Origin of the sequence: Streptomyces sp. NPDC047974, from assembly GCF_040653375.1 — a bacterium.
Lineage (GTDB): Bacteria > Actinomycetota > Actinomycetes > Streptomycetales > Streptomycetaceae > Streptomyces.
In genome coordinates this window covers 71458-85092 of the sequence record NZ_JBEZNU010000020.1, presented here as the reverse complement: position 1 = coordinate 85092, position 13635 = coordinate 71458, and the positions used below count along the sequence as shown (strand labels likewise).

Here is a 13635-nt window from a genome sequence, read left to right as displayed (position 1 = left end):
TCGGAAGCAACGATCCTGATGGCTGATGACGAGTTTAGTGATGCCCTTCACCCCCTGGCCAGTCCGGGGTACGGCAAGCGGTGCGCGCCGCAGCAGGAGCCGCGTGGGGCACAGGACTTCGCGCACCTTCCGGCCCGCGAGGCGGCCATCGCCGCGTACATCGACCGGCTGCCCGACGGCAGCGACATCTCGGTGAAGACGCTGGCCAAGCGGTTGCCGTACGGGCAGTGCGCGCTGCGGACCGCGCTCAACCGGATCCAGCGGGCCGGGCACCTGCGGCGCGGACGGGAGTGCCTCGGCGGGAAGTGGGTCACCCGAACGTGGTTCTCGCGTACGCCACGTGACAGCGGGTGGTGGGCGGGGTTCCAGCAGGGGGACGTGCCCAGGGAGTCGCGGGGCCCGCGCCGGTCACGGGCGTACGTGCTGCTCGCCGCCCTGGGCCGTACGAACTCCGCACTGTCCCTGTCCCACGTGGAGTGCAGGGCGCTGGTGCCGCTGGTGGAGGAGTGGTTCGAGCGGGACGCCGACGAGGAGACGGTCCTGCGCGCGCTCACCAGTGGGCTGCCGCACCCCGTGCACCACCCCGCGGGCCTGGTCCGCCGCCGGCTCACCGACAAGCTGCCGCCGCTGCCGGTCCGGCGCGCCCCCGCGCCCCTCCGCATCCTCGAATGCGGCACGTGCGGCGCGCCCGGGTACGCGGACGCGCTCCGGGACGGCGACTGCGGGCCGTGCCGCGGGGAGCACCCGGAAGCGCGTCCGCCCAGGCGCGTCGCCCTGCCGGCGGGGCAGGTGCGCGACCGGGCGGCGGCGATCCGGGGGCGGATGCGCGGGGCGCGTTAGGGCTGCCGCGGTGGGGCTGTGCGCGGGAAGGAGACCTCGACCCGACGGTTCTTCTTGCGGCCTTCCTCGGTGCGGTTGTCGGCGATGGGGTAGTCCTCGCTGTAGCCGCGGATCTCGTACGAGGTTCCCGGGTCGAGCTCGCGCGCCAGGACCTGCTGGACGGCGACGGCCCGCTCCTTGGAGAGCTTCAGGCCGTGCTCGTACGTCCCGAGGTTGTCGGTGAACCCGAAGACGCGGACCTTCCCGGAGCCCTGCGACCGGACCTCCCCGGCGATGGCGCGGATGCGGGCGGCGGCGTCGGGGCTGAGCTTGGCGCTGTCCTTCGGGAACAGCACCTCCGCCTGCAGCGCGAAGGTCACGTCCACGTTCGTGTCCTCGCGCCGCTGCTCGCCGCCCTCCTCCTCGACGATCTGCTTGATGTCGAGCACCTTGGCGGGGGCGAGGGTGGCGCCGTCGGGGAGCATCAGGTTCGGGGAGTTGGAGTCGATGGCCGGGGGCGGGGAGGCGGAGGTGCTGCCGGGCGGGTCGTCGGCGTGCGCCACGGAGCCGGCCGTCGCCGACCACCCGACCATCGCCACGACCACCAGCGCGGCCACCCTGCGTCGTCGTCCTGTCGTCGTCATCATGGCGTCGCCTCAGGAGAGCTTGAGCGTGGCGGGCTCGAACGTGGGCAGCTGGAACGAGACCTCGGTGGTGGAGGCGGGGGGTGCGGGGAATTGCATGAAGACGGCGGTGGATTTGCCGGGACCGAGACTGTCGAGAGCTGAGGTCGTCAGCGGTCGGCCGTCGGTGTCACGCAGCACGTAGTACCGCTTCTTGCCGATCCCGTCTACGAGCGTGGCACCACCAAGGGAGTTGCCGTGCTTCACCACCTCGGTTTCGTCTCCCCGCATCTGCGAAGGAAGCGCGATTGCCGAGTCGGACGTGTTCTTCAGGCGACCTTTGACCGTCAGAAAGCCGCCAGCATCGCGTTCGGCCGAGTTGATGGTGAGCTCCAAGCCCTTCTGCCCCTTGGCAACCAAGAGCAGCTCGGCCGGCTCCTCAGCGGTCTGCTCGGTCCGGGTAGGCGGAGGCTCCTGAGCGGGCTGATTCGTCGTAGGGGCCTTACCTGTCGCCTTGGGTTCGGCATCCGCACCGCAACCAGCAACGGTCAGGGAGACGGTCACCGCGAAGGCAATGAAGCCCGCCCTCACATATGAGACGTTCATGCGCGTCCTTTACTCGTCGTCGCCGGTCAGTCGAACGTAGAAGAGATCGCCCACGTCAGGAAGGACTGGGTCCTCCGGGTCGATAGCCACGGGCTCGCCATCGCAAGCAAGGCCCAGAATGAGTTCGGGCTCTTCCTCGGGCTCGGCGGGAGGTGTCGGAGGCGTCTGCGGCTCCTCGGTTGGAACGGGTGCGTCGAACGAACAACGTGGTTCGATCACTGCCGTCGCTGTGGCCACGGCGCGCTGAGTCCCCGTGTCCGGCACGATGGACTCGCCCACCGTGTCCTTGCTGAGTACGGTCACTCTGAAACCCAGACGCATGGCCGAGCAATCCTCGATCTCGGCATCATTGCGGGCGGCGAAGGCCCTTGCCGCCCGGCATGCCTCTGCGGGCCTAATGGCGTCGCCATCGATGAACTCCAGCCACCGACCAGGATCGTCGATCACGCCGAGCCACCCCTCCCGCAGCTGCTCCCTGGCGTCATGAGCTGCAGCGAGAGCAGCAGCGTCAGCAGCGGTCTGTGCGCCGTTCCGCACCACGGCTGCCCGCCCCACGACGAAGTAGACGAAGCCCAGCAGCAGAAGTCCCGCAATGACCGCAACATAGGCCGGGAACGCTTGGCCCGAATCGGTTACTCGCCTCCGCCGCCGGTGAGCTCGGTGATCTTCTGGGCGATCGCGTTCTTGATCGAACTCCCGATATCCGTCCCGGTGATCGCGATGACGATCGCCACCACCACCACGATGATCCCCAGATACTCCACCGCCGTCTGCCCCCGGTCCCCCCGGGTGGCCACACGGACTCGGGCTCTGGTCAAGGCCTTCAGCATGGCGTCGTACATCGTGCTCCCCTCCGAGGTCTGACGCTCGCGCGGTCGCACGGTACGCCCGGGGGGCCTGTGGTGGACAGGGGAGCCTGGGTCGTTCGTCAGCTCCGGGTTCGGGCGGGGCCGTGCACTCCGGCAGGGTATGGCCTGGGGCGGGGGTTCCGTGGGGAGTTGGGGGAAGATTCATCCGCCGTCGCACCGCGCTCACTCCCCCGCGATCGAGCCGAGGTCCGTGCCCGTGCCCAGGAAGAGGCCCGCGCCGAGGAGGATCATGGTCGCGGGGACCATCAGGGTCGTGATGACCATGGTCGCCTTGGGAACGGCCTTCGCCGCCTTGCGGCGGGCGTTCTGGGCGTCGGTCCTCCGCATGTCCTCCGCGATCTGGATGAGGGTGTCGACAATCGGCGCGCCCAGCTCCTCGCCCTGCTGGAGGGCCGTGACGAACTGCGCCACCTGCTCCGAGTCGTTGCGGCGGCGCAGTTCGTCGAAGGCCTGGCGGCGGGGGACGCCCATGTCCATCTGGCGGAGGGTGATGCGGAGTTCGTCGGACCAGGGGCCTTCGTAGCGTTCCGCGACCCGTTCCAGGGCCTGGCGGAAGCCCAGGCCTGCCGAGACCACGACGGCCAGCACGTCCAGGAAGTCCGGGAGGGTGCGTTCGATCTGGTCCTTGCGGATGCGGACCGCCGACCAGATGCCGACCTCCGTCCAGAACGCGCCGAACGCGAAGAGGAGCGCCGCCGTCACGTACGAGTCCCTCGCCAGCATCAGCAGGCCGCCCAGGGCGCCCAGGAAGCCGTACACCGCGCGCCGCGCGCCGTAGCGGTCGATGGTCAGGCCGCCGGGGTTGCCCGCCAGGTCGATGCGGCGGCGGACGGCGCCGACCCGCTTCGGGCCCATCCAGCGCAGGACCGCGGGGGACCACCGCATGCCGAGGCGGTCCACGGCGGAGTCGACCGCGCCGGTGCGGGTCGCTCCGACCTCCAGGGCGAGGCGGAGGTCGTCGGGGAGGCGGGCGTCGGCGCGGTAGAGGCGGAGGCCGTACGCGAAGCCGGCGACCGAGAGGCCCGCGAGGAGGGCGAGGGGGAGTTCCCACATGCGTACCAGCCCCTACACGTCGATCTTCGAGAAGCGGCGGATGACGGCGAAGCCGAGGACGTACAGCGCGCACGCCACGACCACCGCGCCCTGCCCCAGCGGCGAGCCGGTCATGCGGTCCAGCGCGCCGGGCTGCATGTTGTCGATCAGCAGCAGCGAGCCGAAGCCGATGACCGGGACCGCGTAGGCCGTCATGCTCACCTGGGAGAGCTGGGTGCGGACCTCGCGCCGGGTCTCCTTGCGCTGCTCCAGCGTCTCGGTGAGGTTGCGGAGCGAGGAGACGACCGTGCCGCCGGCGCGGTTGGCGAGGACCAGGGTCGTCACCAGGACGACCAGTTCGCGCGACGGGAGGCGTTCCGCGAGCTCCGCCAGGGCGTCGTCGAGCGGGGTGCCGACCGCCAACTGCTGGGAGACCTTCTCCAGTTCGTCGCCCGCCGGGGACTCCATCTCGTCCGCCGCCAGGCTTATCGCCATGCGGAGGGCGAGGCCCGCCTGGGTGGCGTTGGCCAGGATCCGGGAGAGTTCGGGGAGTTGGTTGATGAAGCGCTCGATGCGCTTCTGGCGCTGCCAGTTGAGGTAGCCGAGGGCCACCCACACCCCCAGCAGGCCGCAGATCGGGCCGAAGAAGGGGGAGAGCGCCGCCTGGCCGACCGTCCAGAGGACGGCGACCGTGACCGCCAGGGCGACCGTGAACTCGCCCGGTGTCACGTCGAGTCCGGTCGCCGCGATCCTCCGCTCCAGGTTGCGTCCGAGGGCGGTGGACCTGACCCGCCGGTCCAGGGACGGGAAGCGGCGCCTGCGGCGGCCGGTCGCCTCGGGCGCGGCGGTGTCGTCGAGGCGGGCGACGAGCGCGGCGTGGCGGCGGGCGCCGTTCGCGTACACCTGGACTCCGGCGACGCCGAGGACGCAGGCGAGCAGCGCGACGGCGGTCGTCAGCCAGAAGGGGTCGGTCATCGGCGCTCCTAGGTCGCTTCCCGGACGGCGAGGGCGGTGTCGTCGGCGGCGACGCCGAAGGCCGGCGGGACGGGCTGGCCGGCCATGTAGAGGCGTTCGGCGACGCGGCGCGGGAGCGGGTGGTGGACGTAACGGCCGTGGACCCGCCCGTCGGCGGAGAGCGGTTCGGCCCGGAAGTGGCAGACGGTCGCGAGGAGGAAGCGTTCGCGGCCGTGCGAGGCGAGGATCGCGATCTCGGTGACGCGGCGGGTGCCGTCGGGGTGGCGGGTGAGCTGGACCATGACGTCGACGGCGCTGTTGATCTGGTCGCGCAGCGCCTCGAAGGGGACCTTGACCTCGGACATCGAGGCGAGGGTCTGGAGGCGCATCAGGGCGTCCTCGGCGGAGTTCGCGTGGACGGTGGCGAGGGAGCCGTCGTGGCCGGTGGACATGGCCTGGAGCATGTCGAGGGTCTCGCCGCCGCGGACCTCGCCGACGATGATCCGGTCGGGGCGCATGCGCAGCGAGTTGCGGACGAGGTCGCGGATGGTGACCTGGCCGCGGCCCTCGATGTTCGGGGGGCGGGCTTCGAGGCGGATGACGTGGGACTGCTGGAGCTGGAGTTCGGCCGAGTCCTCGATGGTGATGATGCGTTCGCCCTCGGGGACGAGGCCGGAGAGGGCGTTGAGGAGGGTGGTCTTCCCGGTGCCGGTGGCGCCGGAGACGATGATGTTGAACTTCGCCTGGACCAGGCCGGAGAGGAGCATCAGCATCTGCTCGTCGAGCGAGCCGAGGCCGATCATCTCGTGGAGGGTGTAGGCGCGGGGGAAGCGGCGGATGGTGAGGGTCGCGCCGGTGAGGGAGAGCGGCGGGATGATGACGTTGACGCGTTCCCCGGAGGGGAGGCGGGCGTCGACCATCGGATTCGACTCGTCGACGCGGCGGTTGACGGTGGAGACGATCCGCTCGATGGTCTGCATCAACTGGTCGTGGGAGGCGAAGCGGAGCGGGAGCAGCTCCACGCGGCCGGCGCGCTCGATGTAGATCTGGTCGGGGCCGTTGACCATGATCTCGGTGATGGAGGCGTCTTCGAGGAGCGGTTCGAGGACGCCGAGGCCGAGGGCCTCGTCGACGACGCGGCGGATCAGCCGGCCGCGTTCGGCGGTGGAGAGGACGGGGCCCTCGCGGCTGATGATGTGGCCGAGGACGCGTTCGAGGCGGGCCCGGCGCTCGGCCGCCGCGAGCGCGGACATCTCGGTGAGGTCGATCTCCTCCAGGAGCTTGGCCCGGAAGGAGGCCACCAGGTGGCCGTCCTCGCGGCCCCCGCCGGGCCCGAGGGCGCGCGGGTCGTCGCCGGTGTGGTGGATGCGGGCGCGCAGGCTCATGGGACCTCGTCCTCCTGCGGGGTGTAGGGCATGGTGGCGGACTTCTCGACCGGGTCGAAGGACCAGAAGGGGACGACCCGGGGGATCTCGACGCGGACGGTGGCGGTGAACTCGCCGTCCCCGCCGCCCCCTTCCACGCCGAGGTCGAGCCATCCGGAGACGGCCGCAGCTGCCGCCGCCTCGGGGCTGGGCGCGTCCTCCGCGTCGCTGGTCGCGGCCCGCGCCGCCGCCCGCGCCGCCGTGCCCGCCTGCTGCGCGGCGTACGCGGCGAGCCCGAGCTGGAGCCCCGCCAGCCCGACGAGGAGGAGGACGGGGAGGAAGCCGAGGTATTCGATCGCCGCCTGGCCGCGGTCGCGGAACGGGGACGAAGATCTCGTACGACTCCGAAGGTCGTCGCCCGGCCGCCGGGCACCGCCCCGCGGCGCACCGGCCCGCGCCCGCGGGAACCCCGTACGCCTCACCGGTCCGTCCCCTCCCCCTCGTACACCGCGCCGGCCTCTGCCTCCACGAGCGGGAAGCCGCCGAGGCCCGGGAAGAGGATCGGGGTGTCGACGGTGACGGTGGCGGTGACCATGCCGTTCGCCGAAGGCCCGCAGTGCACCCTGCCCGACCAGGCACCGTCCAGGTGCCGGGACCCCGCGCCCTCGCAGTCGCCGCCCACCGCGGCGGCCCGCGCCGCCTCGTCCGCCGCGTTCCCCGCGAGGACGTAGGAGTAGCCGACCAGGACGACCTGCCACAGCAGGGCCATGGTCAGCAGGATGACCGGAACCATGCCGGTGAACTCCACCGCCACCTGGCCCCGGTCGCCCCTCGCCCTCCCCCGCCGCATGGCTCAGCGCCCTCCCCCGCGCCGCCGCAGCCCCAGCGAGCCGCGGTCGCCGGCGCGGGCGAGCTGCTTCCCGGGGGCGGCGGGCGCGCCCGCCGGGGGGCCGGTGAGGCCCAGTTCGGCGGCGAGGGTCCACAGGGCCTGCTTGACGGTGGAGCGGGCGTCGAGTTCGTGGAGGCGGCCGGCGTCGACGACGGCCTGGAGTTCCTTGTAGGCGGCGGGGACGGTGACGCCGGCGATGCGGGTGCCGGTGATCTTCTGCACCAGGGGTGGCTGGATCTCGCTGGTGCGGGAGTGGCGGTTGACGACGGAGACGGTGGACTCGGCCTTGCGGACCTGGAGCCGTTCCCACATCCGTACGGTCCGTTTGGCGGCGCGGACGGCGATGACGTCGGGGGTGGTGACGAGGAGCGCGGTGTCGGCCATCTCGACGGCGGCGGCGTTGGCGCTGTCGAGGCGGGAGCCGCAGTCGACGACGACGACGTCGTGGCGGCCGCGCAGGGCGCTGACGATCTGGCGGGCGGCGCGGTCGGTGACCTCCTCGCCGCGTTCGCCCTCGGCGGGGGCGAGGAGGAGGGAGAGGCCGGTCTCGTGGACGTAGACGGCGTCCTGGAGGACCCGGGGCGAGATGTCGCTGATCGCGGCGAGGTCGGCGGCGGAGCGGCGGAACTGGACGTCGAGGTAGGAGGCGAGGTCGCCGCTCTGGAGGTCGAGGTCGACGAGGGCGACGGTGCGGCCGGCGGCGCGGGCGGCGAGGGCGAGCTGGACGGCGGTGAGGGTGGTGCCGACTCCGCCCTTCGCGCCGCTGACGGTCACCACCGTGCCGCCGGGGCCGGCGAGGAGTTCGGCGGCGCCGCCGCCGAGGTGGCGGCGGAAGCCCGCGGACCACTGGGCGGCGGCCTGGACGCGGCCGGCCAGCTCCTCGTAGCCGAGGGGGAGGGAGACGAGGCCGCGGGCGCCGGAGTCCATGGCGGCGGAGAGCAGGCCGGGGCCGGAGTCGGCGGTGATGAGGACGACGCCGACGGCGGGGAAGCGGAGGGCGACCTCGCGGACGAGGTCGAGCGCGGGGACGGGGCCGATCCGTTCGTGGACGAGGACGACCTCGGGGAGCGCGTCGAGGGATTCGGCGGCGAGCCGGGCGAGGGCGTCGACGAGCTGGGTGGAGTCGGGGACGGGCGGGGCGGGCTCGGCGTCGGGGAGCTGGCCGAGGAGGGTGGCGACGGCCCGGGCGGCGTCGGGGTCGCCGACGGCCGGCAGGATCCTGGTGGGCATGGCCGGGCCTCACTTGTCCTTGTCGAGCGTGTAGGTGCGGTCGCCGGGGGCGGGCCCGGCGGGGGCGCCGTCGGCCGTGGGGGCGACGAGGGCGAGGCGGACGTGCTCCGCGAAGGACTCGGCGTAGGCGACGCGCTGGGTGTCCTGGGCGGAGAGGGCGAAGGTGATGGGGACGGCCTCGGTGTCGCGTTCGACGCGGCTGCTCTTCGCGTCGATGGAGGTGAGCTTGCCGACGTCGATGACGCGGGCGGCGGCGACGAGGAGTCGGGACTGGTCGGGGTCGTCCTTCTTGTCGCCGGCGAAGGTGGCGTAGATGTTGACGGTGGCGCCGGGGTTGATCTTTCCGGCGACGCCGGTGGCCGCGTCGATCATGATGGCGATCTCCTGCTCGCCGGGCTTGAGCGCGGGGCGGGCGACGATCATGTCCTTCTGGAGGAGCGAGCCGGCCTTGAGGGTGGTGACGGCGATCTTCCCGTCGACCTGGGCGAGGTCGGTGACGGCGGTGTCGGAGAGCCACTTCTCCGGCATGGAGATCTTCTCGAAGTCCACCGCCCTCAGGCGCACATAGGGTGCGATGTCCCTCTTGACCCGGTACGCCGTGGTCTCCGGTCCGACCTTGGCGTTGACGTCGCTGATGACGGCGAGGACTCCGGCGAAGGCGCCGAGGGCGCACAGGACGGAGAGCAGCAGCAGGATGACGCCGCGGCGCTGGCGGGAGTTCATGGCTGTTCTTCCTGGGTCGGGGTCATCGGCCCGCCTGGGCCGGGGCGGTGGGGCCGGCCAGCGGGGCCGCGCAGAAGCCGCAGCGGTCGCCGATGAGCTCCATGCCGCACCAGTGGCAGGTCTCGCGGCGCACCGAGGCGACGAGTCGGTGGAGGACGGGCAGGTCGGGGAGGTAGGCGGCGAACTCGGTGAGCTTGGGGGTGCCCCACCAGCCGGGCGAGGAGGCGGGGAGGGCGGTCTCCTCGACGGGGCCCGCGACGGCCCAGCGGGGGGCGAGGGCGGTGGTGGGCCAGTCGGTGGCGAGCTGCCCTCGGGCGACGAGGAGGCGGGTGGCGAACTCGGGTCCGGTGAAGCCGGATTCGTCGGCGCCGACACGGACGATCCGGGGGGTGGGTCCGGCGAGGACGGCGAAGTGGGCGCCGGGGAGCCAGCCCTTGAGGTGGGAGCCGAGGGTGACGGGGACGCGGTCGAGGCGGGAGACGGAGCCGAGGACGGCGCCCGCGTAGATGTAGTGGGCGAGGAGCCGGGCGGCGGAGGCGAGGACTCCGGGGCTGAAGTCGCAGGTGGAGAGCTGGCGGAGCTGGCGGACGAGGACGGCGGCGCCGAGCGGCGGCAGATCGGTCCTGACCAGTGCGATCCGGTCGCTCTCCAGGAGGCCGCGGACGGTGTGGAGGCGGTGCGCGACGGCGGGCGGCGCGGAGGCGGGGCAGATGACGAGGACGTGCCCGAAGCGGTCGACGAGCCGCCGGAGTTCGGTGACGGAGTCGTCGAGGGTGCGGACCGCCGGGTCGGCGAGCACGGCGGCGTTGGGGGTCGCGGGATCGGTGGGCGGCAGCACGAGGTCGGCGCCGGTGACCGCGATCGCTGTCGGCACGTCGGACCCCCCGTCTTCCCGTACCCCCTTCCCCTCGGGGCGCACGTCACGACTGTTCTGCACCTTATCCACGGGGACCGGGGTGGTGAACACACAATCCGTCAACTCCCTCCCCCCATTTGTGATGGCGGATGCGCGAGTTCCGGTTGTCAGAGGTCTTGACAACGCAATTGGTCTGGACCAACTTGGTGCGACGACGGCGGTGGCCACCTCCCGAGAACCCGATCCCCTCCCCGATCGACCTGACCGACCCGATCGACCCGATCGACCTGATCGACCCGATCCACCTGATCGACCCGATCGACCCGATCCCCCGCACCTCCCCGATCGCCTGATCCCCCGATCCCTGATCCCCCGATCCCCGATCTCCCCCACCGGAGGACGCACGTGGACCGCACCACCACCACCTCCCGGCCGGTCGGCCGCCGCCTGCTCGGCAGCGCCCTCGCGCTCGCCGTCGGGTCCGGCCTCGCCCTGACCGCCGGCGTCGGCACCGCCTTCGCCGCCGACGTCAACAACGCCAGGAACGCGGGCTTCGAGAACGGCCTCGCCAACTGGTCCTGTTCGGCCGGCAGCGGCACCGCCGTCGCCACCCCGACGCACACCGGCACCGGCGCCCTCAAGGCCACCCCCGCCGGCCTCGACAACGCCAAGTGCGTGCAGACCGTGGCCGTGAAGCCCAACTCCACCTACACGCTGAGCGCCTGGGTCCAGGGCGGCTACGCCTACCTCGGCGCGAGCGGCACCGGGACCGGCACCGGCTCGGTCTCCACCTGGACGCCCGACTCCCCGTCCTGGAAGCAGCTGACCACCACCTTCACCACCGGCGCCTCGACCACCTCGGTCGAGATCTACACCCACGGGTGGTACGGCACCGCCGCGTACCACGTGGACGACGTGAGCGTCTTCGGCCCCGACGGCGGCGGCACGCCGGACCCCGACCCGGTCGTCCCCTCCACCCCGGCCGGGCTCGCCGCCGGCACGCCCACCACCAGCGCGGTCCCGCTGAGCTGGAGCGCGGTCTCCGGCGCGACGAGCTACAAGGTCTACAAGGACGGCGCCCTCGCCGCGACCGTGTCCGGCACCGCCACCACGGTCACCGGCCTGACCGCCGACACCGCGTACTCCTTCCAGGTCGCGGCCGCCAACGCGGCGGGCGAGTCCGCCAAGTCGGCCGCCGTGAGCGCCCGTACGGCCAAGACCGGCGGTGGCGGCGGCGACAACCCGGCCGTCCCCAAGCACGCGGTCACCGGCTACTGGCAGAACTTCGACAACGGCGCCGCCAAGCAGAAGATCCGCGACGTCCAGGACGCCTACGACATCATCGCCGTCTCCTTCGCGGACTCGACGACGACGCCGGGCCAGATCGTCTTCAACCTCGACCCGGCCGTCGGCTACGCCTCGGTCGCCGACTTCAAGGCCGACATCGCCGCCAAGAAGGCGGCCGGCAAGTCGGTGATCATCTCGGTCGGCGGCGAGAAGGGCAACGTCACGATCAACAGTGACGCCAGCGCCACCGCCTTCGCGAACAGCGCCTACGCCCTCTTCCAGGAGTACGGCTTCAACGGGATCGACATCGACCTCGAACACGGCATCAACTCCACGTACCTGACGAAGGCGCTGCGCCAGCTGTCCGCCCTCGCCGGGCCGAAGATGGTCCTGACGATGGCCCCGCAGACCATCGACATGCAGTCGACGGGCACCGAGTACTTCAAGACCGCGCTCGCCGTGAAGGACATCCTCACGGTGGTCAACACCCAGTACTACAACAGCGGTTCGATGCTCGGCTGCGACGGCAAGGTGTACAGCCAGGGCTCGGTGGACTTCCTCACCGCGCTCGCCTGCATCCAGATCCAGGGCGGTCTCGACCCGTCGCAGGTCGGCCTGGGCGTCCCCGCCTCGACCCGGGGCGCGGGCAGCGGCTACGTCGCCCCGTCGGTCGTGAACAGCGCGATCGACTGCCTCACCAAGCTGACCGGCTGCGGCACCTTCAAGCCCGCCCAGGCCTGGCCGACCCTCCGGGGCGCGATGACCTGGTCCACCAACTGGGACGCGACGGCCGGCAACGCCTGGTCGAACGCGGTCGGCCCGCACGTCCACGGCCTGCCGTAACCCGTCCGGACCCTTCCCCCGAGGCGTCGCCGGTACTCCGGCGGCGCCTCGGCGCGTGGGGGGCCGTGGTCGCCTACCGTGAGCCGACCATGGCCGAACTCCCCCTCTTGACCCGTCCATGACACGGCCTCACCATGTGCCCCGGACACCCGCACCTGTTGTCGCACTCCCCCACACTCCCCACCCAGGAGACACCATGCGACGTCCCCGAAGCGGCAGAAGGTCCGCCACCCTCGCGGCCCTCGTGGCGCTCGCCCTCGCGGCGCCCCTCTCCGCCCTCTCCTCACCCGCCGGCGCCGACCCGGCCACCACCGCACGGACCGACCGGGACGTGAGCCGGCAGTACGAGATCACCGGCCCGGCCACCCCCGCCGCCCGCACCGCGCTCGCCGCCACCGGCGTCTCGATCGACGAGGTCGACGCCCGCTCGGTCGTGGTCAGCGCCGACACGCGGGAGCTCGCCCGCCTCAAGGCCCTCGGCTACGAGCCGGTCGCCCTCCCCGCCCCGCCGGACCGGGGCGAGGCCGGCCGCTCCGCGCTCGGCCCGCTCGACTTCCCCTCCGCCGACGCGAAGTACCACAACCACGCCGAGATGACGGCGGAGATCGACCAGCGGCTCGCCGCGTACCCGTCGATCATGAGCAAGCGGGTCATCGGCAAGAGCTACCAGGGCCGCGACATCGTCGCCATCAAGATCAGCGACAACGTGGCCGCCGACGAGAACGAGCCGGAGGTGCTCTTCACCCACCACCAGCACGCCCGCGAGCACCTCACCGTCGAGATGGCGCTGTACCTGCTGCGCGAGCTGGGCGCCGGATACGGCTCCGACGCCCGCGTCACGAAGATGGTGGACGAGCGCGAGATCTGGATCGTGCCGGACCTCAACCCGGACGGCGGCGAGTACGACATCGCCTCCGGCTCCTACCGCAGCTGGCGCAAGAACCGGCAGCCCAACTCCGGCTCCTCGTACGTCGGCACCGACATGAACCGGAACTGGGACTACAAGTGGGGCTGCTGCGGCGGCTCCTCGGGCTCCAAGAGCTCGGAGACCTACCGGGGCACCGCCCCCGAGTCGGCCCCCGAGGTGAAGGTCGTCGCCGACTTCGTCCGCTCCCGCGTCGTGGGCGGCAAGCAGCAGATCAAGGCCGGCATCGACTTCCACACCTACAGCGAACTCGTCCTCTGGCCCTTCGGCTGGACCAACGCCGACACCGCCCCCGGCATGACCCAGGACGACCGCGACGCCTTCGCCACCGTCGGCGGCAAGATGGCCGGCAGCAACGGCTACACCGCGGAGCAGTCGAGCGACCTCTACATCACGGACGGCTCGATCGACGACTACCTCTGGGGCGCCCACAAGATCTTCGGGTACACCTTCGAGATGTACCCGACCTCGTCCTGGAACGGCGGCTTCTACCCGCCCGACGAGGTGATCGAGCGCGAGACGAGCCGCAACCGCGACGCGGTCCTCCAGCTGCTCGAGAACGCGGACTGCATGTACCGCTCCATCGGCAAGCAGGCGCAGTACTGCACGGTCTGA

At 71.9% G+C, this 13635-nt stretch carries 16 protein-coding genes; 4 read left to right on the top strand and 12 right to left on the bottom strand.

Going from position 1 to position 13635, the window contains the following annotated elements; translation table 11 throughout:
• The first annotated feature begins 18 nt into the window (after window positions 1-18).
• Window positions 19-840, top strand: a complete 822-nt coding sequence (locus AB0E19_RS26155; protein WP_362184625.1) for a hypothetical protein — start codon at window positions 19-21, stop codon at window positions 838-840.
• On the opposite strand, the gene AB0E19_RS26150 is transcribed toward AB0E19_RS26155, so the two are convergent.
• The 12 genes from AB0E19_RS26150 to AB0E19_RS26095 form a co-directional block, all read right to left on the bottom strand.
• The gene (locus AB0E19_RS26150; RefSeq protein WP_362184671.1) at window positions 837-1412 is read right to left on the bottom strand and encodes an OmpA family protein; all 576 of its coding nucleotides are present in this window, start codon (window positions 1410-1412) and stop codon (window positions 837-839) included. The genes AB0E19_RS26155 and AB0E19_RS26150 overlap by 4 nt on opposite strands.
• Window positions 1413-1475: 63 nt before the next feature.
• On the bottom strand, window positions 1476-2048 hold the full coding sequence (locus tag AB0E19_RS26145) for a hypothetical protein (protein WP_362184624.1): 573 nt from the start codon (window positions 2046-2048) through the stop codon (window positions 1476-1478).
• Window positions 2049-2057: 9 nt separating this feature from the next.
• The gene (locus AB0E19_RS26140) at window positions 2058-2642 is read right to left on the bottom strand and encodes a pilus assembly protein TadG-related protein (RefSeq protein WP_362184670.1); all 585 of its coding nucleotides are present in this window, start codon (window positions 2640-2642) and stop codon (window positions 2058-2060) included.
• 38 nt (window positions 2643-2680) lie between these two features.
• Window positions 2681-2890, bottom strand: coding sequence for a Flp family type IVb pilin (locus AB0E19_RS26135; RefSeq protein WP_362184623.1), 210 nt, complete (start codon window positions 2888-2890; stop codon window positions 2681-2683).
• A 189-nt stretch (window positions 2891-3079) separates the two neighbouring features.
• Window positions 3080-3970, bottom strand: coding sequence for a DUF5936 domain-containing protein (locus AB0E19_RS26130; RefSeq protein ID WP_362184622.1), 891 nt, complete (start codon window positions 3968-3970; stop codon window positions 3080-3082).
• Between the two features lie 12 nt (window positions 3971-3982).
• Window positions 3983-4924 carry a type II secretion system F family protein gene (locus tag AB0E19_RS26125; RefSeq protein ID WP_362184621.1) on the bottom strand — a complete coding sequence of 314 codons (942 nt, stop codon included), beginning with the start codon at window positions 4922-4924 and terminating at the stop codon, window positions 3983-3985.
• Between the two features lie 8 nt (window positions 4925-4932).
• Complete coding sequence (locus tag AB0E19_RS26120; RefSeq protein ID WP_362184620.1) at window positions 4933-6288, bottom strand: CpaF family protein; 1356 nt, start codon at window positions 6286-6288, stop codon at window positions 4933-4935.
• Entirely contained in the window at window positions 6285-6749 is a 465-nt protein-coding gene (locus AB0E19_RS26115) for a TadE/TadG family type IV pilus assembly protein (protein ID WP_362184619.1), read from the bottom strand. The genes AB0E19_RS26120 and AB0E19_RS26115 overlap by 4 nt, the downstream gene beginning before the upstream one ends.
• Window positions 6746-7117, bottom strand: coding sequence for a TadE/TadG family type IV pilus assembly protein (locus tag AB0E19_RS26110; protein WP_362184618.1), 372 nt, complete (start codon window positions 7115-7117; stop codon window positions 6746-6748). Before AB0E19_RS26110 ends, AB0E19_RS26115 begins: the two co-directional genes overlap by 4 nt.
• Window positions 7118-7120: 3 nt before the next feature.
• Window positions 7121-8386, bottom strand: coding sequence for a P-loop NTPase (locus tag AB0E19_RS26105; protein ID WP_362184617.1), 1266 nt, complete (start codon window positions 8384-8386; stop codon window positions 7121-7123).
• A 9-nt stretch (window positions 8387-8395) separates the two neighbouring features.
• Entirely contained in the window at window positions 8396-9109 is a 714-nt protein-coding gene (gene cpaB, locus AB0E19_RS26100) for a Flp pilus assembly protein CpaB (RefSeq protein WP_362184616.1), read from the bottom strand.
• A gap of 22 nt (window positions 9110-9131) precedes the next feature.
• Window positions 9132-9983, bottom strand: a complete 852-nt coding sequence (locus tag AB0E19_RS26095; RefSeq protein WP_362184615.1) for a hypothetical protein — start codon at window positions 9981-9983, stop codon at window positions 9132-9134.
• Between the two features lie 188 nt (window positions 9984-10171).
• Here AB0E19_RS26095 and AB0E19_RS26090 point away from each other — a divergent pair, with 188 nt between their 5' ends.
• The 3 genes from AB0E19_RS26090 to AB0E19_RS26080 all read left to right on the top strand — a co-directional run bounded on the left by AB0E19_RS26090 (window position 10172) and on the right by AB0E19_RS26080 (window position 13635).
• A complete protein-coding gene (locus tag AB0E19_RS26090) occupies window positions 10172-10318 on the top strand; it encodes a hypothetical protein (RefSeq protein WP_362184614.1) in 147 nt (48 codons plus the stop codon).
• Window positions 10319-10370: 52 nt separating this feature from the next.
• Window positions 10371-12095: a glycoside hydrolase family 18 protein gene (locus AB0E19_RS26085; RefSeq protein ID WP_362184613.1), complete on the top strand. Its 1725-nt coding sequence runs from the start codon at window positions 10371-10373 to the stop codon at window positions 12093-12095.
• A gap of 196 nt (window positions 12096-12291) precedes the next feature.
• Complete coding sequence (locus AB0E19_RS26080) at window positions 12292-13635, top strand: M14 family metallopeptidase (protein WP_362184612.1); 1344 nt, start codon at window positions 12292-12294, stop codon at window positions 13633-13635.

Excerpts from the sequence above, each read along its gene's own strand:
- AB0E19_RS26080 (WP_362184612.1), top strand. The coding sequence starts at position 12,292 with ATGCGACGTCCCCGAAGCGGCAGAAGGTCCGCCACCCTCGCGGCCCTC.
- AB0E19_RS26125 (WP_362184621.1), bottom strand. The coding sequence starts at position 4,924 with ATGACCGACCCCTTCTGGCTGACGACCGCCGTCGCGCTGCTCGCCTGC.
- AB0E19_RS26120 (WP_362184620.1), bottom strand. The coding sequence starts at position 6,288 with ATGAGCCTGCGCGCCCGCATCCACCACACCGGCGACGACCCGCGCGCC.
- AB0E19_RS26130 (WP_362184622.1), bottom strand. The coding sequence starts at position 3,970 with ATGTGGGAACTCCCCCTCGCCCTCCTCGCGGGCCTCTCGGTCGCCGGC.
- AB0E19_RS26105 (WP_362184617.1), bottom strand. The coding sequence starts at position 8,386 with ATGCCCACCAGGATCCTGCCGGCCGTCGGCGACCCCGACGCCGCCCGG.
- AB0E19_RS26150 (WP_362184671.1), bottom strand. The coding sequence starts at position 1,412 with ATGGTCGGGTGGTCGGCGACGGCCGGCTCCGTGGCGCACGCCGACGAC.
- AB0E19_RS26135 (WP_362184623.1), bottom strand. The coding sequence starts at position 2,890 with ATGTACGACGCCATGCTGAAGGCCTTGACCAGAGCCCGAGTCCGTGTG.
- AB0E19_RS26110 (WP_362184618.1), bottom strand. The coding sequence starts at position 7,117 with ATGCGGCGGGGGAGGGCGAGGGGCGACCGGGGCCAGGTGGCGGTGGAG.
- cpaB (WP_362184616.1), bottom strand. The coding sequence starts at position 9,109 with ATGAACTCCCGCCAGCGCCGCGGCGTCATCCTGCTGCTGCTCTCCGTC.
- AB0E19_RS26155 (WP_362184625.1), top strand. The coding sequence starts at position 19 with ATGGCTGATGACGAGTTTAGTGATGCCCTTCACCCCCTGGCCAGTCCG.
- AB0E19_RS26145 (WP_362184624.1), bottom strand. The coding sequence starts at position 2,048 with ATGAACGTCTCATATGTGAGGGCGGGCTTCATTGCCTTCGCGGTGACC.